Below are 21,705 nucleotides of genomic sequence, written 5' to 3'. Positions count from 1 at the left end.
TGCGGCCGATTCTCCCGCCCCGGCGCACAGCTTGACCAGGATGAAACGGAACAGTTGCGCGCAGGTCGGCCCGGCGCCACCCTCCAGCCACGAACCCGTGCCGCCGGGCCCCACACCGGCGGGCGGGGGACCGTCGTGGTCCCGTACGCCCACCGGGAGGACGTCATGACCGACACCGCAGCCGGACCCCTCCGGCGGCCGAGGCCCTCCGGGAGACCGGTCGGGCTCGCGGCCCGGGGCGAGGAGCCCGACCTCGTCCCGATGGGCCGCGCCGACGCGGTGGTCTTCGCGGTCGGCGACGCCGAGCGGGCCGCCCGGCGCTACACGGAGGCGCTCGGCCTGCGCTGCACCGCCTACGCGGGGCCGGAGACCGGCGAACCGGAGACCGTCTCCTACGTGCTGGACGCGCCCGGCACCCGGTTCGTGATCACCTCGCTGGTGCAGGTGATCGGCCCGCGCGGGCGGGAGCTGGCCCGGCACCTGGCCCGCCACGGGGACGGCGTGCTGGACCTCGCGGTGGCCGTGCCGGACGTGTACTACGCGTACGACTACGCGGTGGACCGGGGCGCGGTCTCGCTCGCCGAGCCGTACGTCGTGCGGGACCGGCACGGCACGGTGGCGCTCGCCGCGATCGGGATGCCCGGCGGGACCCGGCACACGCTGGTGGACCGCTCGCGCTACGCCGGGCCGTACCTGCCGGGGTACGTGCCGTTCCGGGGCTGGTGAGCCCGGGGGCCCGGCCGGAGGGGCGTCAGCGGACCGCCGTCTCGACGATCGGCGGGTGGCCGTTCCAGTAGACGAACACCGAGTTGGCCTGGTTGTCCTTGGTGAAGTCCACCCGCATCCACTGGTCGCCGTTCCACACCTGCATCTGCCAGCCCGGGTCCGGGGTGGCCGAGACGAGCGAGGCCCGGTCCGGGCGGATGTCCAGGGCGACCCGGCCGCCGGGCACCGGGTAGCTCTTCACCGAGGACGTCGCCGTGGTGGCCGCGGGCACCGGGCGGCGCGAGGCCGGCGGGGCGGCGGCCGTGGAGGCCGGCGCGCGGGACGCCGTGGCGGACGGGGAGACGGGCTGGGCGGACACGTCGGGCTGCGGCGCGGACCGCTCCTCGCCCGGGCTCGCGGTCGGCGTGCGCGGGCCGCCGCCGGTGGCCGGGGAGGGCAGCGGCAGGGCCTTGGGCTGCTCGAACGCGTCGCCGGTCAGCACGGCGTGCACGCCGAACCAGGACAGCGCCACCGCCGCCCCGGTGGCCGCCGCCCAGGCGCCGAGTTGTACCAGTCCGTTCCGCATCGTGCGGACATCCTGCCGTACTCCGTGCCCGGGCGGACCGGCACCCCCGTTAATAGGAAGGGGAGTTGCACAATGTCCGGGCCGCGCCCCCGCCGCCCCCCGACCGACCCCCGAGGTACAGACCAGTGACCGCCCATGGCGTACCGTGCAGGGCCATGGCAACAGTGCTCGTGGTCGAGGACGACCCCTTCGTACGTTCCGCGCTCATCCGGCACCTGACCGACACCGGTCACGCCGTCCGCAGCGTGGGCACGGCCCTGGAGGCGCTTCGGGAGGTCGCCCAGGTCGGCTGCGACCTGGTGATCCTCGACCTGGGGCTGCCCGACCTGGACGGCAGCGAGGCGCTCAAGATGATCAGAGGGCTGACCAACGTGCCGGTGATCATCTCCACCGCCCGGGACGACGAGGCCGAGATCGTCCGGCTGCTCAACGACGGCGCCGACGACTACTTGGTGAAACCTTTCTCCGGAGAGCACCTGAGCGCCCGGATGGCCGCCGTGCTGCGCCGCATCGGCGGCGGTGCCGCCCCTGTCGCCCAGGTGCTGCGGGTCGGCGGGCTGGCCATCGACCTCCAGCGCCGCGAGGCCGTCCTGGACGGGCGGCTGCTCGACCTGACCCGCCGCGAGTTCGACCTGCTGGCCTTCCTCGCGGCCCGCCCCGGCGTCGTGGTGCCGCGCAAGGAGATCCTCGCCGAGGTCTGGCAGCAGACCTACGGCGGCGACCAGACCATCGACGTCCACCTCTCCTGGCTGCGCCGCAAGCTCGGCGAGACCGCCTCCAGCCCCCGCTACCTGCACACCGTCCGCGGCGTCGGGGTGCGGCTGGAGGCCGCCGGGGACCAGGGGGAGCACCGGACATGAGGCGCCCGGACACCGGGCGGTTCGGGCTCTCGCTGCGCTGGGCGCTGATCAAGGCGGCCGTCGCCGGGACCACCATGGTCGCGCTGGCCTTCCTCATCCCGCTCGGCCTGATGGTCCAGCAGACCGCCCGGGACCGCGCCTTCACCGCGGCCGAGCGGCAGGCCGCGGCGCTCGGCCCGGCCCTCGCCATCACCACCGACCAGGACGCCATCGACCGCGCCCTGGCCAGCACCGACGCCGGCGCCCAGAACCGGATGGCCGTCCACCTGCCCGCCAGGGTGCCGCCCGCCGTCGCGCCCGGCGACGGCGGCCCCGGCGGACCGACCATCGGTCAGGCCCGGGCCGCCGCGGCCGACGTCTCCACCGCGAGCGGACAGGGCCGCTCCTTCACGGTCGGGGTGCCCGGCGGCTACGCGCTCCTCCAGCCGGTCGCGGTCGACACCGGCCGGACGGCCGTCGTCGAGGTGTTCGTCGCCGACGGCGACCTCACCCGCGGCGTCGCCACCGCCTGGCTGGTCCTCTCCGCGGTCGCGCTCGGCCTGGTCGCCATCTCGGTGCTGGTCGCCGACCGGATGGGCACCCGGATCGTCGCCTCGGCCCGTCGGCTCGCCTCCGCCGCCCGCTCGCTGGGCGCGGGCGACCTCGCCGTCCGGGTGCCGGTCGACGGCCGGGTGGCGGCCGGCAGTCCCGAAGAACTGCGGGAGGCCGGCCACGCGTTCAACACGATGGCCGACCGGGTGGTCCAACTCCTCGCCGCCGAACGGGAACTGGCCGCCGACCTGTCGCACCGGCTGCGCACCCCGCTCACCGTCCTGCGGCTCAACGCCGCCTCCCTCGGCGAGGGCGACGCCGCCGACGCCACCCGGCACGCCGTCGCCCAGCTGGAGCGCGAGGTCGACCAGATCATCCGCTCCGCCCGCCGCTCGCCCGGGGACGCGCCCGTCGTCGCCGTCGGCTGCGACGTCACCGAGGTGCTCCGCGAGCGGGTCGGCTTCTGGTCCGCGCTCGCCGAGGACGAGGGCCGCCGCTGGCAGCTCGCCGGGGCCGACCGGGCCCTGCCGGTGCCGGTGCAGCGCGGCGACCTGGCCGCGGTGGTGGACGCGCTGCTCGGCAACGTGTTCCGCCACACGGCGGTCGGCACCGCGTTCTCGGTGGACGTCCTCGCGACGGACGGCTCGGTCATCGTGCTGGTCGGCGACGCGGGCCCGGGCTTCAGCGACCCGGCCGCCGCCCTCAAGCGCGGCGAGGGCCACGGCGGCGAGGGCTCGACCGGCCTCGGGCTGGACATCGTCCGCAAGCTCGCCGAGTCCACCGGCGGCGACCTCGCCCTCGGCCGCTCCGCCGTGCTCGGCGGCGCCGAGCTCCGCCTGCGCCTGCGGACCCGCCCGGAGGTCGCCTCCCCGCGCACCGGGCGGCGCCGCAGCCGTGCCACGCTGTTCCAGAAGTAGTCGTTCGTGCAAGGTAGTTCACGGGATGGGCTGGTACGTCGAGGCGTTCGAACGGGACGGCGACGCGCTGCTCGCCGAGTACCCGCTGCCCGGATTCACCGAGGCCGACGCCGTCCGGGTGGTGGGCGACCACCCGGACATGACGGCGTGCTTCCCGCTGGACGCCGGGCAGCTCGCCGCGCCGGCCGGCCGGATCGGCACCGCGCCGGATCCGGAGGCCGCCGCCTACTTCCTGAGCGTGTTCGCCGACCGACGCTCCGGACGTCTTCCTTAACGGCCCCCTAAGGGAGTTCTACCCCTCGCTCAGCAGGCCCGTTCGGGCCCTCCGGCGCCGCTAGCGTCGGTCCCGCCGGTCACCCGACCGAGCCGGGACGGCCGTCCGGACACATCCACGCACCCGCGTCCGGCCGGCGGTCTCCCGTAGGCACCCGCGGAGGTAGCGCGCCCATGACGATCCAGCCCGACCGCCGTTCCGGCCACCGCAGGCGCAGCCGCAGGGGCGCCGTCATCGGGGCCTCGGCGGTGGCCGCCGCACTGGTCGCGGGCGGTGCCGTCGTCCTCGCCACCTCGGCGAGCGCCGCCTCGCTCGGCGCGGTCTACAGCCGAACCAGCACCTGGGACTCCGGCTACACCGGCCAGTACCTGGTGACCAACCCGGACGCCGCGGCGATCGACGACTGGACGCTCACCTTCGACCTCCCGGCCGGGGCGAGGATCGACTCCCTCTGGAACGCGACCTTCACCGCCGACGGGCAGCACGTCACCGTCCGGCCGGAGTCGTGGGACAAGCGGCTGGAGCCCGGCAAGAGCGTCGTGGTCGGCTTCGTCGCCCAGGGCGCCGGCGCGGCGCAGGGCGAGCCGGCCAACTGTCTGATCAACCACACGTCCTGCAAGGGCGGCGACGGCAGCGTGCCCACCCCCTCGGGCCGTCCGACCGCGACGGCCACGGCGACTCCCACCGCGACGGCCACCCCCACGGTGACGGCGACCGCCACCGCGACCGCGACCGCCAAGCCCAGCCCGACCGCGACAGCGACGGCGACCACGAAGCCGACCACCCCGGCCCCCACCCCCACGGCGACCGGTGTGCCCGTGCCCCCGCCCGCCGCCGGGGCCGGCTTCGCCCCGTACGTCGACACCTCGCTCTACCCGCCGTACGACCTGGTCGCCACCGCCAAGGCCACCGGCGTGAAGAACTTCAACCTCGCGTTCGTCGTGTCCGGCGGCGGCTGCACCCCCAAGTGGGGCGGCGTCAGCGACCTCTCCACCGACGCCGTGGCCGCCCAGATCGGCGCGCTGCGGGCGGCCGGCGGTGACGTCCGGGCGTCCTTCGGCGGCGCCAACGGCACCGAGCTCGCCGCCGCGTGCTCCTCCGTCGCCGACCTGGCCGCCGCCTACCAGAAGGTCGTCGACGCGTACGGCCTCACCCGGCTCGACTTCGACGTCGAGGGCGGCGCGATCGCCGACGCCGCCGCCAACGGCCGGCGCGCCCAGGCCATCGCCCAGCTCCAGCGGACCGCCGCCGCCAAGGGCCGGTCCCTGGACGTCTCCTTCACCCTGCCCGCGCTGCCCTCCGGCCTGACCCAGGACGGCGTCGACCTGGTCGCCGGCGCCAAGGCCGCCGGCGTCGCGATCGGTGCCGTCAACATCATGGCGATGGACTTCGGCGACGGCGTCGCCCCGAACCCGCAGGGCCGGATGGGCACGTACGCGATCGCCGCGGCCACCGCGACCCAGGCCCAGGTGAAGAGCGTGCTCGGGCTGGACGACGCGGCCGCCTGGCGCAAGGTCGCCGTCACCCCGATGATCGGCGTCAACGACGTCGCCAGCGAGGTGTTCACCGTCGCCGACGCCAAGCAGCTCGCCGACTTCGCCGCCGGCAAGCACCTGGCCTGGCTGGCGATGTGGTCCGGCACCCGGGACAAGGCCTGCGACGGCGGTGCGAAGGCCTACGCCGACGCGAGCTGCAGCAGCATCGTCCAGCAGCCGCTGGACTTCACCCGGGCCTTCGGCGCCTACACCGGCTGACCTCGGGCCGGACCCGCTTCCCCTCCTCGCGCCCGGGCCGGGCGTGCTCCGATCCGCGACGGAGCACACCCGGCCCGGGCCTTTCGTCACCCTGCGTGACCGTTCGTGGCCGGGCCCGCCCGGCGGCCATCCGGTATCGTCGCTGGTTGGCCGAGCGGTGGACGGAGTGGACAGTGACAGCGGTGCAAGACGAGCGCAGCCCGGTGCGGACCGCACCCGACCCCTCGCCCGGCCCCCTGTCGGAACGGCTGAAGCACGCGTTCGGCGCACCCGTCCGCTCCCTGCGCGAGGCCCCCCGCCGGCCGCTGCTGGCCGTCTCGGCCGTGGCGTTGCTCTCCCTGGTCGTGTACGCCGTGGTCCGCCACTTCGTGCACACCTCGATGGTCGACATGATCGTCTACCGGGCCGAGGGCGCCGCCGTCGCCAACGGCACCGACCTGTACGCACTGCGCGTCACCGAGTGGAACCTCCCCGCGACCTACCCCCCGTTCGCGGCCATGCTGTTCGTCCCCACGACCTGGTTCCCGGTGCCGTTCCTGCGGGTGGCGATCACTCTCGGCAACCTCGGGCTGCTGGCGCTGCTCACCCACCTGTCGTTCAAGCTGGTCGGCTGGCCGCGCAGGGAACTGCGGCCGCTCGGCGTGATCCTGGTGACCGGCTGCGGCGTCTGGCTCGAACCGGTGTTCACCACGCTCCGCTACGGCCAGATCAACCTCGCGCTCGCCTGCCTGATCCTCTGGGACCTCACCCGCCCGGACGCCCGCCGCAGCAAGGGCGTGGCGATCGGCATCGCCGCCGGCCTCAAGCTCACCCCCGGCCTGTTCGCCGTCTACCTGCTGCTCACCGGCCGGATCCGGGCCGCCTTCGTGGCCGGCCTCACCTTCCTCGGCACCTTCCTGATCGGCGCGGTCGCCCTGCCCGACGCCACCTGGGGCTTCTGGACCAAGTACCTCTACGACTCGTCCCGGGTCGGCAAGACCGAGATCGTCGACAACCAGTCGCTGCGCGGCGCCTTCGCCCGCCTCCTGCACACCGCCGACCCTGGCACCCTCGCCACCCTCGGGGCCGGCGCGGCCGCCGTCGCCGGGCTCTTCGTCGCGGCCTGGGCCGCCCGCAGCTCCCGCTGGCTGCCGCGCGCCGAGGCCTGGGGCGTGTGCTGCGCCGCCGTCACCGCCGTGCTGATCTCCCCGATCAGCTGGACCCACCACTGGGTGTGGTGCGTGCCGGTGCTCGTCCTGCTCGCCGCCGAGGCCTCCGTCGAGCACGCCCGCCCGGCGGCCGTCCGCAGGGTCCGCTGGCGGGCCGCGTTCTGGGCCACGCTCCTCGCGTTCTTCTCCTTCGCGATGTGGGCCGCCAAGCCGCAGGGGCCGGCCGTCCTGCACATGGGGCCGCTGCGCCAGCTGCCCACCTCCGTCTACCCGTGGGTCGGGCTCTGCTTCCTGCTCGCCGCCGCCATCCGGATAAGGGCCCGGCGGCGGGCCGGCGGCGCACCGGTCGTCCGGCTGCCCGGGCAGCGCGACGGCGGACCCGGCGCCGCGCGCGAGCGTCAGCAGGCCCCCGCGGCCCGCTGAGCCGCGCCGGGCCCGGCCCGGCGTCGGGTCGGGTGCGGGCCGGTGGTGGGCCGGGTGCCGCTGCGGCCGGTCCCCGTCCGGCCGGGTGCCCCCGTCGGGGCGGATCCTCACGCGAGCAGCTCGGCGAGCGAGCCGTCCATGTCCAGCGCGGCCAGCTCGCTGCCCGGGGGGACGAGCCGGTGCGCCCGCTCCAGCCAGGCCGCGACGACCGGCAGCGGCGCCTCCAGCAGCGCGTCCCCGGCGGGGGAGCTCAGTGCCAGGCACAGCACGCTGCGCCGGCCCGAGCGGGTCGGCCAGATTCGCACGTCGCCCTGGCCGCACGGGCGGAACGTGCCCTCGACGAGCAGCTCGCGGGCGAACACCCAGGTCACCGGGGAGCCGGAGTCCAGGTGGAAGGTGATGTAGACCGCGTACGGGTCGTGGCTGCCGTACGACAGGCGGGCCTGGACGGGGACGCTGTGTTCGGGGGAGAGCACCAGGTTGAGCTCCAGCTCGTGCTCGACCACGCTGACGGGGCGATCCATGATCGTCTTCCTCTCTGCCTTCGGTTCGTGCCCGGTTTCGGGCCCTGTGACCTTTGAGAGAGCGGTCCGCACCGGCTCTTACTCGTGTTTCCGGAATTTCTTCGGGAAGTTCGGCCCGGGGTTGTGAACGGATGGGGCGAGGGCGCGCGACCGCATTCGCGCGCCAGGGGGCGGCGCGGCCGGATCCCATACCCCGGGCGGGCTCCCGGTGTCCGGTGATTCGCCAACTTCCCGTCACCGGTCCGCCGAGGTACTACCCTTTGTGACTGCCCGGCGACTGTCCGCCCTTCCGGTGATGCCCCCGCACGCACCGACCGCGTAGCCGCCCGCCGCGCCCCGGGCCGCCCGCGGGCCCGCCGGGCGGGCGTGCCGCGGTGGCGCCGCCGGGACCTGCCAGGAAAGAAGACCCTGCATGACGGACCAGTCCTTCGCCGGCGGCGCGGACACGGCGGTCGGGCCCGAGCCGGGCTACTACCCCGACCCCTCGATCCCGGGCTTCGTCCGGTACTGGGGCGGCTCCGCCTGGGTGCCGGGCACCAGCCGGCCCGCCCCGGCGGAGGGCGAGGTGCTGGAGCCGCCGCGTTTCGCGGCCCGGCGGCCGGGGGCGGGGGCCGGTGCCGGTGCCCTGGCAGGGGTGCGGCCGGTGCCGCCGCCCGCGCCCGCCCGGGAACCGGAGCCCGCCGCGTCGGACGGCGGGGGCGGCGCCGGGGAGCGCGCCTCCGGGGACACCGGGCCGGTGTACCTGGACCAGACGGAGGGCGGGGCGTCGTTCGTCGTGGGGCCGCGGATGGAGCCGGTCGTGGAGCCGGCAGTGGAGCCGGTCGTGCAACCGGTCGGCGGGCCGGTGTTCCGGACGGGCGGGGAGGAGGCCGGTGGTCCTGGTGTCTCCGGTGTCTCCGGTGAGCCGTCGATGGCGGTGGACGCGTCCGGGTGGCAGGTCGATCCTCGGGCGCAGCGGGGGCTGATGGAGCCGGGCGGGGCGCCGCGCTGGGTCTCGTGGGGGGTGCTTCCGGAGGCGCCCGGGGAAGAAGAGGGGCGCGCGGGCGAGGGGCGTACTCCGGTTGATGAGGCGGCGGCGGTCGACGCCGATCCGGTGGCGGTCGGCGCGGCCGGCGGCCCTGCGGCGGTGCTCGTCGCGGGCGTTCCGGCTGCGCCGGCTGCCACGACTTCCACGACTGCTCCGGCTTCTCCGGCCTTTCCGGGGTCCTCGGCTTCTCCGGCTTCTTCGGATTCTCTGGCTTCTTCGGCTTCTCCGGTTTCTTCGGTGGCGGTGCGGGCGCCGGTGCGGGCGACGGTGGCAGAACCGGTTCTCGCCGTATCCGCCCCCGCTTCGGAAGAGCCCGGCAAGGCTGCGGAGGCGGGGGCGGCCCAGGCCCCGGCCCCGGCGCCGACCCCCGCCGCCCGTCCGCAGCGGCAGGCCGCCAAGCGCCGCCGCCCCGCCCCCGCCCCGCCCGCCGGGCTCGGACGGCGTCTCGCCGCGCGCGCCGTCGACACCGCCGTCCTCGCGGTCGTCGCCACCGCGGCCGGGATCCCGCTCGGCAACTCCGTGTCCGACCACATCCAGCAGAAGCTCGACCAGGCCCGGATGGCCAGCGCCCTCAGCCGCCACGAGGTCCAGGTGTGGCTCGTGGACGACGTCGTGGTCGGCAAGATCGCCGTCCTGCTCGGCATCCTGCTCTTCGTCAGCCTGCTCTACGAGGTGCTGCCGACCGCCCGCACCGGCCAGACCTTCGGCAAGCGGCTCACCGGGATCCGGGTGGCCGACGCGGCCGCCTCCCCGAGCGCCGCCGTCCGCACCCGGCTGAGCCTCGGCCGGTCACTGCTGCGGTGGGTCGTCAGACAGCTCTCCCTCTTCGTCCCCGTCGCCCTGCTCTGGCCGCTGCTCGACCGCTCGGCCCGGCGCGGCTGGCACGACCGGGCGGCGCGCACCCGGGTCGTCCGCGACTGAGTGGCGGAGTTCGGCCGCTCCCTGCCCTCACCGCGTTCACCGCCCTCACTGCCCTCACCGCCCTCACCATGCAAAACGGACTGAATATCCCAAACCCTGAGAATGTGTGATGTTCTACTCGGGGCATGAGTACCCACGACCCCTCAGGCCCTCAGCCGGAGGGGGGCGGCAAGCCCTCCTTCGACAAGCAGTCCCCGCAGCCGGGCGGCGGCACGCCGGAAGGCACGCCGTCGGACCCGTACGGAAGCCCGCCGCCCGCCGACACCCCCCAGGACCGCCCCGGCGCGTACGGCGGCACGTACGGTGGCACGCCCCAGGACGCACCCGGTTACGGGCAGGCCCCGTACGGGCAGCAGACCTACGGCCGGCCGCCGTACGGACAGGATCCCTACGGCCAGAACCCGCCCGGCCACGACCCGAACGCCTACGGATCCCCCGGCGCCGGACCCGTGCCCGGGATGCCGCCCATCGGCAGCTGGCCCAACCGGATCCTCGCCCGGATCATCGACTACCTGCTCGTCCAGGTGGTCGGCGTGCTCCTCGTCCTGCCCTTCGCGAGCCTCGGCGACCGCTCCGGCGAGACCGGCGCGTTCTGGCTCGCCTGTGCCCTCTACCTCGTCTACGAGGGCCTCATGCTCGGCCGGGACGGCCAGACCCTCGGCAAGAAGGCGATGAAGGTCCGCGTCGCCATGCTCATCGACGGCAACTCGCCCACCCAGTCGGCCGCCTGGACCCGCGCCGCCGTCTACATCCTCCCCGCCGTGCTCTGCTGCGCCGTCCTGTGGTGGATCATCGACGGGCTCTTCGGCGTCTTCGACAAGCCCTACCGCCAGTGCATCCACGACAAGGCCGCGAAGACCGTGGTGGTCTCCACGGCCTGACCGGTGGAGCGGCGACGCCCGAACGGGACGCCCGGCGGCGGATCAGCGCTGCCGGGCGTACTCGTGCCCGGCCGGCGCCGGCACCCGGGCCGTCCGCCCGGACCTCGACGGCAGGGGCAGCAGCGCCACCAGCGTGCCGAGCGCCAGGGCGAACCCCACCAGCACCGCGACCTCCAGGACGCCCGAGGCGCCCGAGACGGCCAGCAGCGCCACGGTGGTGGCGACGACGGTGAACGTACCGAGGAACAGCTGGGCAGCGGACGGACGCGGCATGGCGGGGTCCTTCGCACGTCGGGGGAAACGGGCGGTCGGGGGGATCTGGCCGGCGTGGTGGTGCAGGCCGCCAGGAGTCCTACCCGGAACAGGAGTTCGGTAAGTCCAGGCTAAGCCGGCGGCCCCGGGGCACGGGGGGCGCACGGGCTCACCCCGGGGTCGTCCGGGCCCCTCGGTACGGTGATCGGGACCGACCCTTCACTCTTCAGGGGGAACCGCCCGTGCCCATCCCCGCCGACTGGCCCACCACCGAGGCCGAGGCCCGCGCCGAACAGGAGCGCCTCCGGCCGCTCGTCCAGGCCCACGACGACCCGGACGCCGCCGCCGTACGACTCGTCGCCGGCGTCGACGTCGCCTACGACGACGACCGGGACCTCGTCGTCGCGGCCGCCGTCCTCTTCGACGCCGACACCCTCGACGTCGTCGAGCAGGCCACCGCCGCCGGGCGGATCCCCTTCCCGTACGTCCCCGGACTCCTCGCCTTCCGCGAGATCCCCGCCGTCCTCGACGCCCTCGCCGGCCTCACCCGCACCCCCGACCTCGTCGTCTGCGACGGCTACGGCCTCGCCCACCCCCGCCGCCTCGGCCTCGCCAGCCACCTCGGCGTCCTCACCGGCCTGCGCACCCTCGGCGTCGCCAAGACCCCGTTCACCTTCGACCACGACGCCCCCGACACCCCGCGCGGCTCCACCAGCCCCCTCACCGACCCCGCCACCGGCGAGGAGGTCGGCCGGGCCCTCCGCACCCAGCCCGGCGTCAAGCCCGTCTTCGTCTCCGTCGGCCACCGCATCGGCCTCGACGCCGCCGTCGCCACCACCCTCCACCTCGCCCGCCGCTACCGCCTCCCCGAAACCACCCGCCACGCCGACCACCTCTGCCGCGGAGCGCTGACGGCGGCGCAGGCGGCGTCAACGAACTGATGCCACAACGGGTTTGGTGCGGCGCACGTGTGTTAGACATGGCCTAGTCAAACGGACGTACCGGGGAGGCGCCGCCGATGGCCGCGGGCACTGGCACGGGAACAGGCACGGGCACGGGCACGGGGTCCAAAGGCGCCGCGGGGCGGGGCTACCGGGTCGAGGTCGAACAGCTCCGCGCCTTCGCCGCCCAAGTGCGGCTCCTCCTCACCGAGTTCCAGCACCGCGCCGACGGCACCACTACCCACGGCCAGAGCACCATCGGCCGCACCGCCCTCGGCACCTTCGCCGAGGCCACCGAACTCCACGGTCGCTACGACACCATGCGCGACGCGCTCCGCGACATCCTCAACCAGCTCCAACAGGCCGTCGACGAAGCCCAGAAGAAGGCCGAGCTCACCGCCACCACCTACGAGGAACACGAACGGCACACCGCGGGCACGCTCCAACTTGCCTCCGACGGCTGGTCCGTGGCCGCCCCCTCCGCCACCAGCCAGGCCGCCTACCAGCGGACCACCGCCCCGCCCGCCCACCACGGCGGCAAGTCCGACCGCTGACGAACGGAGGCGAATCGCCCGTGGCCTACACCGACTTCGGCACGTACAGCCACACCCAGCTGCGTGCCATGGTCCACGCCCTCAACCCCGGCGAGGTCATGGCCGCCGGCGACCCCTGGCGGCGCGCCGCCGACACCCTCAAGGCCATCCGCACCACCCTCACCCGCGCCAGCACCGAAGCCGCCACGACCTGGGAAGGCACCACCAGCGACGCCTTCCACACCCGCATGCTCCACCTCGCCGAGCGCATCAACCACGCCGCCGCCTACGCCAACGACGCGGCCAACACCCTCCACCACGTCGCCGACGCCATCGCCAAGGCGAAGCGCGACATGCCCGAAGAGCCCGGCAACTGGGCCCAGTTCAAGGACGCCGTCACCACCTTCACCGACGACGACCCCACCCCGCTGGCCGCCCGCAAGAAGGCCGAAGCCGCCACCGTCATGCAGACCCTGGCCATGCACTACCGCACGGCAACCCCGATGCTGAAGGCGCCACAGGGCCTTCCCGACCTGGGGAAGCTGGAGGAGGCTCGTGATGTCACGCCGCAGGACCAGCCTGTGGCAGCTGCCGTAGTGCTGCCCGGAACGGCCGTGGGTGCCTCGCGGACATCTGAGCGGCCGGCGAGCGGTTCTGCTCCGCGACGACCGGGCAGGGTGGAGCGGTCAGCAGCCGGCGCCACGGCACCGAAGGTCGCTTCGGTGCCCACCGGCTTGGGGATCGAGGGAAGCGCGGTGCCTGGTCCCGTGGGGCCGGTGAGCGTTGGTCCGAGTACCGGCCTGGACGGGGCTTCCGTGCCGAATCCGGGACGGTTCGGGAGCGTTGCGGCGGCTGCTGTCGCGCAGCCACCGCCGAGTGCCGGCCCGACCCCTTTGGGCGCCTCCAACAGTCGGCAGCTGGGGAGTGGCTGGGTGGCGGGCATTTCCGGCGTGGTCCGGTCTGGAGAGTCGACGGGGCGAGGCGGGAGGGGCGCCGGAGGCGGGGTTGTCGGCGGGATCGCGCAGCCCGGGTCGGGATCCCGAGGCAAGCAGGCCTTCACCGAAGGCGGTTCAGGGCTGGGCACAAGGGGGCGGATGAGCGGCGTAGCAGGCCCTGCCGCCACGGGCGGAGTGGCACCGGGCGTGCCGCTTGGCGGCGGCCGGCACGGGCGGAAGGACGGAGAGCGCGCGGGGAAGCGGCCCGACTACCTGATCGAGGATCCGGAAACGTGGGAAGCGGATAAAAGGGTCAATCCGAACGTGGTGGAATGAGCCCGTCCGCAGACGGACGGGTGATCTGACCGCGTCCCGCGGGCCGTGAACTGCGGGACGCCTCGCCGATTGGGGTGACCGGGATTGACGAGCAGTCGGGCGGGGCGCGCGGCGGCGATCGTCGCCTCGGGTGCGTTGATCTGGGGAGCGTCCGTGCCGCCGGCATCGGCGGACCAGATCCGCGACAAGCAGTGGGCACTCGGGACGTTCGAGGCCGAGACGAAGGTCTGGCCCGTCAGCCAGGGCAAGGACGTGGTCGTCGGACTCGTCGACACCGGTGTGAATCAGGACCACCAGGACCTGACCGGGCAGGTCCTGCCGGGCGGAGACTTCACCGGGACGGAGACGGACGGCCGGGCCGACGGCGATGGGCACGGCACGGCCATGGCGAGTCTGATCGCGGGCCACGGGCACGGCAGGCTGGCCGGTGTCATGGGGCTGGCGCCGATGGCGAAGATCATGCCGGTCAAGGTCCGGATGAACGGTGAGACCCCCGACTACCAGCAGAACGAGCTTGCGGGGGCGATTCGGTTCGCGGTGGACCACGGCGCGAAGGTGGTCAACATGTCGGTCGGAGGCACGTCCCGGTTCGACTCGCAGACCCGACAGGCGGTGGCCTATGCGGTCTCCCGCGACGTCGTGCTGGTGGCGGCCACCGGAAATGGTGGCGCCGGCTTGGGCGGGGTGCAGTATCCGGCCGCATTCCCGGGCGTAGTGGCTGTTGCGGCCGTGGACTCCGCCGGCAGCGTGTGGGAGCGATCGACGCCGGGTGCAGAAACGACGATGGCGGCACCGGGGGTGGACATCTACCAGGCCTCGGCCAAGTCGACGTCGAGTTACGGGGTCGGGGACGGGACCTCCGCGGCCGCTGCTTACGTGTCCGCCACGGCTGCGCTCATCCGGTCCGCGGATCCCGGACTCTCCGCCGGGCAGGTGATCGATCGGATGATCAAGACGGCGTCCCGGCCCGTTGACGGTTCCGCCGTGCCGAATGACCGGTACGGCTATGGAATCGTGGCGCCGGCACGGGCATTGGCGGCGGACCCTCAAGTGGATGGTGGGCCCAGGGAGAATCCGCTGCTTTCCCGAGAGGAGTCACAGGGGGCGCCGCCTTCGGCGGCTGCGGATGAGCCGACCGACACCCCCGCGCCCGTCGTTCCCCGGGCTGCTGCGTCGGCCGGGTGGTACTGGGTCGTGTGGGGGCTCGTCGGGGGTGGGGTTCTGCTCGTCGGGGGGCTTGCCGGGTGGGTGTGGTGGCGGGTGCGGCGGGGGTAGGTGCCGTGGCGGCAATTCGGTGGGTGTTGGCGGCAATGGTGCTGGTCGGGGCCGTGAGCCGGGTTCCATGCTGGGGGCATGAGTGATTCGGGGAACACCGCCGCCATCGTGCCGGACGTCAAGGACTGGACCTGGGTGCTGGAGCGCGCCTGTCCGGAGTGCGGGCTGGAGACGCCGGCCGTCGTCCGGGAGGACGTCGCGGGCATGATCCGGGCGAACGCGGCGGGTTGGGTGGCGCTGCTGGGGGCGGACGGGGCCGCGGTGCGCCGGCGGCCGGCGCCGGGGGTGTGGTCGGCGCTGGAGTACGCGTGCCACGTGCGGGACGTGTTCCGGCTGTTCCACGTGCGGCTGGGGCTGATGCTGACGCAGGACGGGCCGCTGTTCGCCAACTGGGACCAGGACGAGACGGCCGTCGCCGAGCGGTACGGGGAGCAGAGCCCCGCCGTGGTGGCGGAGGAGCTGGTGGCGGCGGCCGAGGTGCTGGCGGCGGCGTTCGACGCGGTGGCGGGGGAGGAGCAGTGGCGGCGGACCGGGAGCCGGAGTGACGGGGCGCGGTTCACGGTGGAGTCGTTCTCCCGCTACCTGGTCCACGACCCGGTGCACCACCTGTTCGACGTGACCGGCGTGCGGCACGCGTAGTGCCTCACCAGCCGGAGGCCTCGCGGTGCATGGTGCGGCGGAGCCGGCCGGCCACGCTGGCGGTGTCGGTGCCGATGACGTCGGCGATCTCGGGCGCGGCGAGGCCGACGACGTAGTGGAGGATTGCCAGGTCGTCGTCGGCGGGGTGGCGCTGCGGGGTGGCGGGCACGGGTCGGCGCGTGTGTTCGGCGACGGTGCCGCGCAGGATCTGCCAGGCGTGTGCGGTGGGGTTGGCGGTGCCGAGCAACTCGCGCCAGTGGACGGCGATTTCGGCGAAGGCCTGTTGGACCGCGGTGGCCGCCTCGGTGCGGTCGGGGAGCCAGACCCGGGCGTAGCTGAGGTACCGCGGGCGGTGGAGTTCGCAGAAGGCGGCGAAGTCCACCGGCACGTCCGCGGGCAGGACGAGCGGAAGGTCGACGGCCAGGTCCGCGGCCAGGTCCGCGGGCAGGTCTGCGGGCGTGCGCGCGGAAACGCCCGCGGGCATGCTCGGGGGTGCGTCGGCCGGTGCCCGGCCCGGTGGGCCGGCGGGTTCGCCGGGCCTCGGGGGCGGCTCGGCGGAGCTCGGGTGGCGGTTGGTCATCTCGGCTTCTCGGCAAGGGAGATGGGTGTCTGACGGTCGATCATCTGTGCTCACTCTACGGTAGGCCCTCGGTGCGCTGGGTGACCAATCGGATGGAATGCCCGGATCCCGCCGCCGCTCGGCCGGTTCCCGTGCCGGCGGGTGCGGCGCGGTGCGGGCGCGGCCGGTGCGGCGGCGGCGGGGGGATCGGCGGGAGGGTGGTGCGCAGTGCCGCTGGGGCGTGGGGGTGAGCGTGTCGAGGCTGGTCAGAGGTGTGCGGGGGCGTGCTGTCGGTGAGGTCGGCGTGGGTCGCGCGGCGGTTGATGTGCCACCGTAGGCCTTGTGGCGGCCTGCGTCCACGCCTACGGCGCGAAGGCGTGCGCGCGCAACCGCACGCACGACCGGGGCGCCCGATTCCCGGCGTCCGGGGGTGGTGCGGCCACGCCCCGGGGGCATGCTGCCCGGGGCGTGGAGAGGTTGACGGTCCGTCAGTGGTGCGGGCGGGCCTCCACGGGGGAGATGCGGTCGTCCGCGGCGGTGCTGCGTTCGGTCTGGGCGGGGAAGGTTTCGATGGCCCGTCGGCGGGCGAGCTGTGCGGCTGCCGCGGCGGCGGCTCCGGCGGCGCTCGCGGCGGCGGCGGTCGTGCCCGCGCTCTCCTCGCAGGGGTGGGTGGAGTGCGCGCCGGTGACGCGTCGTCGGCGGCCGAGGGCGGTGCGTGCGGCGTGCTCCTCGGCCGCCTGTCTCGCCGCCAGGTAGGCCTGGACGGCGGCCATGCCGTAGACGGGCTGGATGAGCTGGTGGCCCTTGAAGAAGGGTCTGGCGGGGGCGAAGCCGGCGGCGACGACGAGGTCGCGGATCTCCGCTATCTCGGCTTCGCTGCGGGCGGTGAAGCGGACCTCCCACCCCTTCTTGTACGTATGGCCCTGTTCGCCGCTGCGGCGGGCCGGGTCCGGGCGGCGGACGTATCCGGGCAGGCGGCCGAGGCGGAGTTGGGCCGCGCGGAGGCCTGCGGTCTCGTCACGTGACATGACGTAAGCCTAGGCAATCCGGCGGGCGGGAGTGACGCCTGGAGGGTGTCTCGCCGTATGCCTTTGGTCACCCTCGGTCAGACGACCTGGTCGGTGATCGTTTTCGATCAGATAGGACAAGCATATTGGCATCCATTACTCCGAAAGAGTGAGGGTATGGGGACTTTAGTGCGGGCTGGTCCCGGTTTCGCGACGGTTGGGTAACAGTGCGTCAGGCGGTGGCTCGCAGGTCCGGGCGGTTGGGGATGGTGTCGGCATGACCTACCGCATCCCCTCGCCGCCGCCGTCCCTGGAGGAGCTGGCGAAGCGTCAGCAGAACGTCGTCACCGCTAGCCAGCTGCGCGCCCGGGGCGTGCCGGCTCGTCTCATCACCGAGCACTGCCGCCGGGGCGGCCCCTGGCAGCGCGTCCTGCCCCGGGTGTACCTGCTGCAGGTCGGGGAGCCCACGCCGGAGCAGCGGATGTGGGCCGCGCTGCTGTACGCGGCGCAGAACGGCCGCGAGGAGGGCCGCCGCGAGGGCGCGGTGATCACCGGCACGGCGGCGCTCGCGCTGTACGGCTTCGCCGCCGTGCCGCGGCTGCCGGCCGTCACCGGGGTGGACGTCCTGGTGCCGCGTCAGCGCCGCCTGAAGGACGTCGGCGAGGTGCGGATCCGGCGCACCGAACGGGAGTTGGTGGCCCGCTCGGTGCACGGCCTGGCCTGTGCGCCGGTGGCCAGGGCGGTGGCCGACGCGCTGTGCGAGTGGACGGCGGACGGGATGGCCCCGGCGCCGGTCCGGGCGGTGCTGCGGGAGGCCGTGTCGCGGCCCGAGGGCCGGTGCACGGTGCGGGAGTTGGCGGCCGAACTGGCCGAGTCGGGGCTGACCTCCGAGCCGCGGGTGCGGGCGGCGCTGGACGAACTGCTGGCCGCCGAGCGGGAGTCGGTGCTGGACCGGCTCGGCGGGCTGGTGGACGAGTGGCTGCTGCCCGTCCCGCTGGCCGGCCCGGAGCTGCGGATGCGCGGCGGCACGTACATCGCCGTCCCGGACCTGTACTGGCCGCAGCGCGGCGTCGCGGTGGAGGTGGACTCGGACCTGCGCTGCGTCAGCGAGGGGGAGGCCGCGTGGGTGCGCGGGGGCCAGCACCGGATGGAGTACCTGGGGATCCGGGTGGTCTACGTCAGCGGGGCGCGCCTGGCCGCCGACCCGGAGGCCGTCGGCGGCGAGCTGCGCGAGGCCTTCCGGGAGGGCGGGACGGACGTGGTGGAACTGCTCCTCGCCTAGCTCCTCGGCTAGTGCCGTGGCACTGGCGGTGCCTCAGCGCACCACCGGAGCGCCCACCAGCTCGACCCCGGCCGCCCGGAGCTCCTCCAGCGCGGCGGCGGTGGTCCCCGCCGCGACCCCCGCGGTGAGCTCCAGCAGGACGCGGGTGGTGAACCCGGCCCTGGCCGCGTCCAGCGCGGTGGCCCGGACGCAGTGGTCGGTGGCGATGCCGACCACGTCGACCTCGTCGACCTGGCGCTCGCGCAGCCACTCGACCGGCCCGCGCCCGTTCTCGTCCAGCCCCTCGAAGCCGCTGTACGCGGCCGAGTGGGCGCCCTTGTCGAACACCGCCTCGACCGCGCCGGAGATGACGGCGGGCGCGAAGTTGGGGTGGAAGCCCACGCCCTCGGTGCCGGCGACGCAGTGCACGGGCCAGCTGGTGACGTAGTCCGGCTCGGCGGAGAAGTGGTCGCCCGGGTCGATGTGGTGGTCGCGGGTGGCGAGGATGTGGTGGTAGCCGGCGGAGGACTCGGCGATCAGGTCGGTGATGGCGGCGGCCACCTCGGCGCCGCCGGCGACGGCCAGGCTGCCGCCCTCGCAGAAGTCGTTCTGCACGTCGACGACGATCAGTGCCCGGTGCATGGCTCGCATCCTCGAAATGTGGGGGGCGTCCGGTGGAAGCGGGTGCCCCGGTGGTGGTGGTCCCCGGGAGCGCCCGGCCCGCGGGCGGGTGAGCGCGCGCGGATCGTTCGCGGGCCGGGCGCTCCGCCGTCCGGCTCGGCCGGTCGTCACGGTGTACGCGGGGAGTTCCCGGGGACTCCATGGGAACTCTACGGCTGACTCTAGGGAGTGGCGCGCGGAGGCGGAAGGCCCGTGGAGCCGTCCGCCACCCGTGCCCGGTGCTCAGAGGTGCAGTTCGGTCGGCAGGACCGGGTCGCCCTTGGAGAGCTGAGTGGCCGACAGCGGCAGCGCGGCCCGGGCGCGGACGTGCCGGTCGCGCGCGGCGCCGAGCGGTTCGCGGCCGACCGTCTCGCCGGCCAGGACGAGCGGCACCTGCGTCAGGTGCGGCTCCAGCTCGGCCGGGACGGGCCCGGTGCCGACCACCTCGGCCTCGGCCACGCCGTCCGCGTCGGGCCGGCGGGCGGCCCACTTGCGGCCGCCGATGCTGGTCTTGCCGCCGGCCGCGCGCTTGGCGACGGGCACCAGCGGCCCGTCCGGGGTCTCGGCGCGGGCGACGAGCTTGTAGACCATGGCGCAGGTCGGGTGGCCGCTGCCGGTGACCAGGCTGGTGCCGACGCCGTACCCGTCGACGGGGGCGGCGGCGAGCGCGGCGATCGCGTACTCGTCGAGGTCGGAGGTGACGATGATCCGGGTGTTCTCGGCGCCGAGCTCGTCGAGCTGGCGGCGGACGCGGTGGGCGAGCAGGGTGAGGTCGCCGGAGTCGATCCGGACGGCGCCGAGTTCGGGCCCGGCCACCTCGACGGCGGTGCGGACGGCCTCGCGCAGGTCGTAGGTGTCGACCAGCAGGGTGGTGCCCTTGCCCATGGAGGCGATCTGGGCCTGGAAGGCGTCCCGCTCGCTGTCGTGGACGAGGGTGAAGGCGTGCGCGGCCGTGCCGGTGGTGGGGATGCCGTGGGTGAAGCCGGCCTCCAGGTCGGAGGTGGCGGCGAACCCGGCCACGTACGCGGCCCGGGCGGCGGAGACGGCGGCCCGCTCGTGGGCCCGGCGGGCGCCCATCTCGATGACGGGGCGGCCGGCGGCGGCGGCGGTCATCCGGGAGGCGGCGGCGGCGATCGCCGAGTCGTGGTTGAGGATCGAGAGGATGACGGTCTCCAGGATCACCGCCTCGGCGAAGGTGCCGGTGACGGTGAGCAGCGGCGAGCCGGGGAAGTAGACCTCGCCCTCGGGGTAGCCGTGGATGTCGCCGGTGAAGCGGTAGTCGGCGAGGTAGCGCAGGGTGTCGTCGTCGACGACGCCCTGGCCGGCGAGCCAGTCCAGCTGGGCGGGCGTGAAACGGAAGTCCTCGACCGCGTCGAGCACCCGGCCGGTGCCGGCCATCACCCCGTAGCGCCGCCCGTTCGGCAGCCGCCGGGTGAACACCTCGAAGACGGAGCGGCGGTGCGCGGCCCCGCTGCGCAGGGCGGCCTGCAGCATGGTGAGCTCGTAGCGGTCGGTGAACAGCGCGGTCGAGCCGGCCGCGCGCACTGAAGTGGCGTCCATGAGGATGATGCTACTACCACTTAGCGTCAGTTTGACGATTTCTCATGACCGGGCCGGGGCGAAATCGCCTGGGGGTCCCCCGGATGGCAGCATGGGCACTGGAAGCGCATGGACGTCGAGCGCGGGGAACGCGCAGCGAGGAGGACCCGGCGGTGAGTGTCGCGCCCGTGGAGATCGAGCGCCCGGAGGTCGAAGGACTGCCGGTGACGGAGCCCGACACCCCCTGGGTGACCATCGTGCACAACGACCCGGTCAACCTGATGAGCTACGTCCAGTACGTTTTCCAGGCCTACTTCGGGTACCCGAAGGACAAGGCGCGGAAGCTGATGATGGACGTCCACACCAAGGGCCGGGCGGTCGTCTCCAGCGGGTCCCGCGAGGAGATGGAGCGCGACGTCCAGGCGATGCACGGCTACGGCCTCTGGGCCACGCTGCAGCACGACTGACCTCAAGGGCTCCCGGCGGATCCCCGCTGTGCGGCCGGCGTGCGGCCGATGTGCGAACGACGAGTGACGACGAAGACGGGCTGACCGATACAGATGGCTGGGTTGTTCGAGAGCACCGGTGGCGGGAGCGCGGCGATCGCGCTGGACGAGGTCGAGGCCTCCATCCTGCGCTCGCTGGAAGTGCAGATGCTGGAGCTGATCGGCCCCGGCCCGGGCGGGGAGGCCGCCGACCCGCTGGCGGCGCTGTTCGCCGAGGGGCCGACCGAGGCTCCCACCGACCCGGCGCTGGCCCGGCTCTTCCCGGACGCCTACGGGGATCCGGCGAAGCCGGCGGACGCGGAGGCCGAGGCGGCCGCCGCGGAGTTCCGCCGCTACACCGAGCTCGACCTGCGGGCCCGCAAGCGGGATGACGCGCTGTCCGTCGTCCGGTCGCTGGACGGCCTCGGCGGCGGTGGCGTGCTCAAGCTGCCCGCCCCGGACTGCCTGCGCTGGCTGGGCGCGCTCAACGACCTGCGGCTGACGCTGGGTGCCCGGCTGGAGGTGACCGAGGAGGACGAGCAGGGCCTCTACGACCTGCCGGACGGCGACGAGCGCAAGCCGCTGGTCATGGCGTACCTGTGGCTGGGCGCGCTCCAGGAGTCGCTGCTGGAGGCGATCGCGGACTGAGGTCCTTGCGCCGCCCCGGTCGTCCGCCTGCGGTCGATCGTGCCTGATCACGGGCGTGCCCCGGTTGATTTGTCCAGGATGTGG

Annotated in this window: 23 protein-coding genes; 16 read left to right on the top strand and 7 right to left on the bottom strand. The window is 74.4% G+C overall.

The features are described 5' to 3' along the window. The first annotated feature begins 165 nt into the window (after positions 1-165). On the top strand, positions 166-726 hold the full coding sequence (locus ACFVSN_RS33220; protein WP_380435118.1) for a VOC family protein: 561 nt from the start codon (positions 166-168) through the stop codon (positions 724-726). 25 nt (positions 727-751) lie between these two features. On the opposite strand, the gene ACFVSN_RS33215 is transcribed toward ACFVSN_RS33220, so the two are convergent. After that, positions 752-1,291: a hypothetical protein gene (locus tag ACFVSN_RS33215; protein ID WP_380501575.1), complete on the bottom strand. Its 540-nt coding sequence runs from the start codon at positions 1,289-1,291 to the stop codon at positions 752-754. A 155-nt stretch (positions 1,292-1,446) separates the two neighbouring features. Between ACFVSN_RS33215 and ACFVSN_RS33210 the strand changes: the two genes are divergently transcribed. The 5 genes from ACFVSN_RS33210 to ACFVSN_RS33190 all read left to right on the top strand — a co-directional run bounded on the left by ACFVSN_RS33210 (position 1,447) and on the right by ACFVSN_RS33190 (position 7,198). Next, positions 1,447-2,151 carry a response regulator transcription factor gene (locus tag ACFVSN_RS33210; RefSeq protein ID WP_380435120.1) on the top strand — a complete coding sequence of 235 codons (705 nt, stop codon included), beginning with the start codon at positions 1,447-1,449 and terminating at the stop codon, positions 2,149-2,151. 32 nt (positions 2,152-2,183) lie between these two features. Then, on the top strand, positions 2,184-3,599 hold the full coding sequence (locus ACFVSN_RS33205) for a sensor histidine kinase (RefSeq protein WP_387957325.1): 1,416 nt from the start codon (positions 2,184-2,186) through the stop codon (positions 3,597-3,599). A 25-nt stretch (positions 3,600-3,624) separates the two neighbouring features. After that, complete coding sequence (locus ACFVSN_RS33200; protein ID WP_380435121.1) at positions 3,625-3,873, top strand: hypothetical protein; 249 nt, start codon at positions 3,625-3,627, stop codon at positions 3,871-3,873. Positions 3,874-4,046: 173 nt separating this feature from the next. Beyond that, positions 4,047-5,627: a cellulose binding domain-containing protein gene (locus ACFVSN_RS33195; RefSeq protein WP_387591780.1), complete on the top strand. Its 1,581-nt coding sequence runs from the start codon at positions 4,047-4,049 to the stop codon at positions 5,625-5,627. A gap of 173 nt (positions 5,628-5,800) precedes the next feature. Next, complete coding sequence (locus ACFVSN_RS33190) at positions 5,801-7,198, top strand: glycosyltransferase 87 family protein (protein ID WP_387591777.1); 1,398 nt, start codon at positions 5,801-5,803, stop codon at positions 7,196-7,198. A gap of 107 nt (positions 7,199-7,305) precedes the next feature. On the opposite strand, the gene ACFVSN_RS33185 is transcribed toward ACFVSN_RS33190, so the two are convergent. Then, complete coding sequence (locus tag ACFVSN_RS33185; protein ID WP_380435124.1) at positions 7,306-7,722, bottom strand: SsgA family sporulation/cell division regulator; 417 nt, start codon at positions 7,720-7,722, stop codon at positions 7,306-7,308. 412 nt (positions 7,723-8,134) lie between these two features. Between ACFVSN_RS33185 and ACFVSN_RS33180 the strand changes: the two genes are divergently transcribed. Both ACFVSN_RS33180 and ACFVSN_RS33175 read left to right on the top strand, forming a co-directional pair. After that, entirely contained in the window at positions 8,135-9,670 is a 1,536-nt protein-coding gene (locus tag ACFVSN_RS33180; RefSeq protein WP_387591774.1) for an RDD family protein, read from the top strand. Between the two features lie 125 nt (positions 9,671-9,795). Beyond that, positions 9,796-10,551 carry an RDD family protein gene (locus tag ACFVSN_RS33175; RefSeq protein WP_387591771.1) on the top strand — a complete coding sequence of 252 codons (756 nt, stop codon included), beginning with the start codon at positions 9,796-9,798 and terminating at the stop codon, positions 10,549-10,551. A gap of 42 nt (positions 10,552-10,593) precedes the next feature. Here the strand turns inward: ACFVSN_RS33175 and ACFVSN_RS33170 are convergent, their stop codons facing one another. Continuing rightward, positions 10,594-10,824 carry a hypothetical protein gene (locus ACFVSN_RS33170; RefSeq protein WP_380435127.1) on the bottom strand — a complete coding sequence of 77 codons (231 nt, stop codon included), beginning with the start codon at positions 10,822-10,824 and terminating at the stop codon, positions 10,594-10,596. A 221-nt stretch (positions 10,825-11,045) separates the two neighbouring features. On the opposite strand from ACFVSN_RS33170, the gene ACFVSN_RS33165 reads away from it, so the two are divergent. From ACFVSN_RS33165 to ACFVSN_RS33145, 5 genes are all read left to right on the top strand, one after another. After that, positions 11,046-11,744, top strand: coding sequence for an endonuclease V (locus ACFVSN_RS33165; RefSeq protein WP_387591768.1), 699 nt, complete (start codon positions 11,046-11,048; stop codon positions 11,742-11,744). A gap of 77 nt (positions 11,745-11,821) precedes the next feature. Next, positions 11,822-12,298, top strand: a complete 477-nt coding sequence (locus ACFVSN_RS33160; RefSeq protein ID WP_380435129.1) for a hypothetical protein — start codon at positions 11,822-11,824, stop codon at positions 12,296-12,298. Positions 12,299-12,318: 20 nt separating this feature from the next. Beyond that, positions 12,319-13,548, top strand: a complete 1,230-nt coding sequence (locus ACFVSN_RS33155) for a WXG100 family type VII secretion target (RefSeq protein WP_387591765.1) — start codon at positions 12,319-12,321, stop codon at positions 13,546-13,548. An 84-nt stretch (positions 13,549-13,632) separates the two neighbouring features. Beyond that, positions 13,633-14,823 carry a S8 family serine peptidase gene (locus ACFVSN_RS33150; RefSeq protein ID WP_380435131.1) on the top strand — a complete coding sequence of 397 codons (1,191 nt, stop codon included), beginning with the start codon at positions 13,633-13,635 and terminating at the stop codon, positions 14,821-14,823. Between the two features lie 78 nt (positions 14,824-14,901). Continuing rightward, a complete protein-coding gene (locus tag ACFVSN_RS33145) occupies positions 14,902-15,462 on the top strand; it encodes a DinB family protein (RefSeq protein ID WP_380435132.1) in 561 nt (186 codons plus the stop codon). Positions 15,463-15,466: 4 nt separating this feature from the next. Here ACFVSN_RS33145 and ACFVSN_RS33140 read toward each other — a convergent pair whose 3' ends face one another. After that, positions 15,467-16,042, bottom strand: a complete 576-nt coding sequence (locus ACFVSN_RS33140; RefSeq protein WP_387957284.1) for an RNA polymerase sigma factor — start codon at positions 16,040-16,042, stop codon at positions 15,467-15,469. Between the two features lie 467 nt (positions 16,043-16,509). Then, the gene (locus tag ACFVSN_RS33135) at positions 16,510-17,049 is read right to left on the bottom strand and encodes a hypothetical protein (protein WP_380435134.1); all 540 of its coding nucleotides are present in this window, start codon (positions 17,047-17,049) and stop codon (positions 16,510-16,512) included. A 256-nt stretch (positions 17,050-17,305) separates the two neighbouring features. Here ACFVSN_RS33135 and ACFVSN_RS33130 point away from each other — a divergent pair, with 256 nt between their 5' ends. Next, positions 17,306-18,310 carry a hypothetical protein gene (locus ACFVSN_RS33130; RefSeq protein ID WP_387957282.1) on the top strand — a complete coding sequence of 335 codons (1,005 nt, stop codon included), beginning with the start codon at positions 17,306-17,308 and terminating at the stop codon, positions 18,308-18,310. A 33-nt stretch (positions 18,311-18,343) separates the two neighbouring features. Here the strand turns inward: ACFVSN_RS33130 and ACFVSN_RS33125 are convergent, their stop codons facing one another. Together ACFVSN_RS33125 and ACFVSN_RS33120 are read right to left on the bottom strand one after the other, a co-directional pair. Then, on the bottom strand, positions 18,344-18,931 hold the full coding sequence (locus ACFVSN_RS33125; protein ID WP_380435136.1) for an isochorismatase family protein: 588 nt from the start codon (positions 18,929-18,931) through the stop codon (positions 18,344-18,346). Positions 18,932-19,192: 261 nt separating this feature from the next. After that, on the bottom strand, positions 19,193-20,509 hold the full coding sequence (locus ACFVSN_RS33120; protein ID WP_380435137.1) for a nicotinate phosphoribosyltransferase: 1,317 nt from the start codon (positions 20,507-20,509) through the stop codon (positions 19,193-19,195). 152 nt (positions 20,510-20,661) lie between these two features. Here ACFVSN_RS33120 and clpS point away from each other — a divergent pair, with 152 nt between their 5' ends. Both clpS and ACFVSN_RS33110 read left to right on the top strand, forming a co-directional pair. Beyond that, positions 20,662-20,955 carry an ATP-dependent Clp protease adapter ClpS gene (gene clpS, locus ACFVSN_RS33115; RefSeq protein ID WP_280680041.1) on the top strand — a complete coding sequence of 98 codons (294 nt, stop codon included), beginning with the start codon at positions 20,662-20,664 and terminating at the stop codon, positions 20,953-20,955. Between the two features lie 93 nt (positions 20,956-21,048). Further along, positions 21,049-21,621 (top strand): DUF2017 domain-containing protein, encoded by a 573-nt coding sequence (locus ACFVSN_RS33110; protein WP_380435138.1) that lies wholly within the window; start codon positions 21,049-21,051, stop codon positions 21,619-21,621. Positions 21,622-21,705 lie beyond the last annotated feature (84 nt).

The sequence above is a fragment of the Kitasatospora sp. NPDC057904 genome (assembly GCF_042887925.1).
Lineage (GTDB): Bacteria > Actinomycetota > Actinomycetes > Streptomycetales > Streptomycetaceae > Kitasatospora.
The sequence above is the reverse complement of the archived record's forward strand: the minus strand, read 5'-3'. Positions and strand labels throughout refer to the sequence as shown.

Coding starts and splice junctions, on each gene's coding strand:
- ACFVSN_RS33220 (WP_380435118.1), top strand. CDS start 166: ATGACCGACACCGCAGCCGGACCCCTCCGGCGGCCGAGGCCCTCCGGG.
- ACFVSN_RS33215 (WP_380501575.1), bottom strand. CDS start 1,291: ATGCGGAACGGACTGGTACAACTCGGCGCCTGGGCGGCGGCCACCGGG.
- ACFVSN_RS33210 (WP_380435120.1), top strand. CDS start 1,447: ATGGCAACAGTGCTCGTGGTCGAGGACGACCCCTTCGTACGTTCCGCG.
- ACFVSN_RS33200 (WP_380435121.1), top strand. CDS start 3,625: ATGGGCTGGTACGTCGAGGCGTTCGAACGGGACGGCGACGCGCTGCTC.
- ACFVSN_RS33195 (WP_387591780.1), top strand. CDS start 4,047: ATGACGATCCAGCCCGACCGCCGTTCCGGCCACCGCAGGCGCAGCCGC.
- ACFVSN_RS33185 (WP_380435124.1), bottom strand. CDS start 7,722: ATGGATCGCCCCGTCAGCGTGGTCGAGCACGAGCTGGAGCTCAACCTG.
- ACFVSN_RS33180 (WP_387591774.1), top strand. CDS start 8,135: ATGACGGACCAGTCCTTCGCCGGCGGCGCGGACACGGCGGTCGGGCCC.
- ACFVSN_RS33175 (WP_387591771.1), top strand. CDS start 9,796: ATGAGTACCCACGACCCCTCAGGCCCTCAGCCGGAGGGGGGCGGCAAG.
- ACFVSN_RS33170 (WP_380435127.1), bottom strand. CDS start 10,824: ATGCCGCGTCCGTCCGCTGCCCAGCTGTTCCTCGGTACGTTCACCGTC.
- ACFVSN_RS33160 (WP_380435129.1), top strand. CDS start 11,822: ATGGCCGCGGGCACTGGCACGGGAACAGGCACGGGCACGGGCACGGGG.
- ACFVSN_RS33145 (WP_380435132.1), top strand. CDS start 14,902: ATGAGTGATTCGGGGAACACCGCCGCCATCGTGCCGGACGTCAAGGAC.
- ACFVSN_RS33140 (WP_387957284.1), bottom strand. CDS start 16,042: ATGACCAACCGCCACCCGAGCTCCGCCGAGCCGCCCCCGAGGCCCGGC.
- ACFVSN_RS33135 (WP_380435134.1), bottom strand. CDS start 17,049: ATGTCACGTGACGAGACCGCAGGCCTCCGCGCGGCCCAACTCCGCCTC.
- ACFVSN_RS33130 (WP_387957282.1), top strand. CDS start 17,306: ATGACCTACCGCATCCCCTCGCCGCCGCCGTCCCTGGAGGAGCTGGCG.
- ACFVSN_RS33125 (WP_380435136.1), bottom strand. CDS start 18,931: ATGCACCGGGCACTGATCGTCGTCGACGTGCAGAACGACTTCTGCGAG.
- ACFVSN_RS33120 (WP_380435137.1), bottom strand. CDS start 20,509: ATGGACGCCACTTCAGTGCGCGCGGCCGGCTCGACCGCGCTGTTCACC.
- ACFVSN_RS33110 (WP_380435138.1), top strand. CDS start 21,049: ATGGCTGGGTTGTTCGAGAGCACCGGTGGCGGGAGCGCGGCGATCGCG.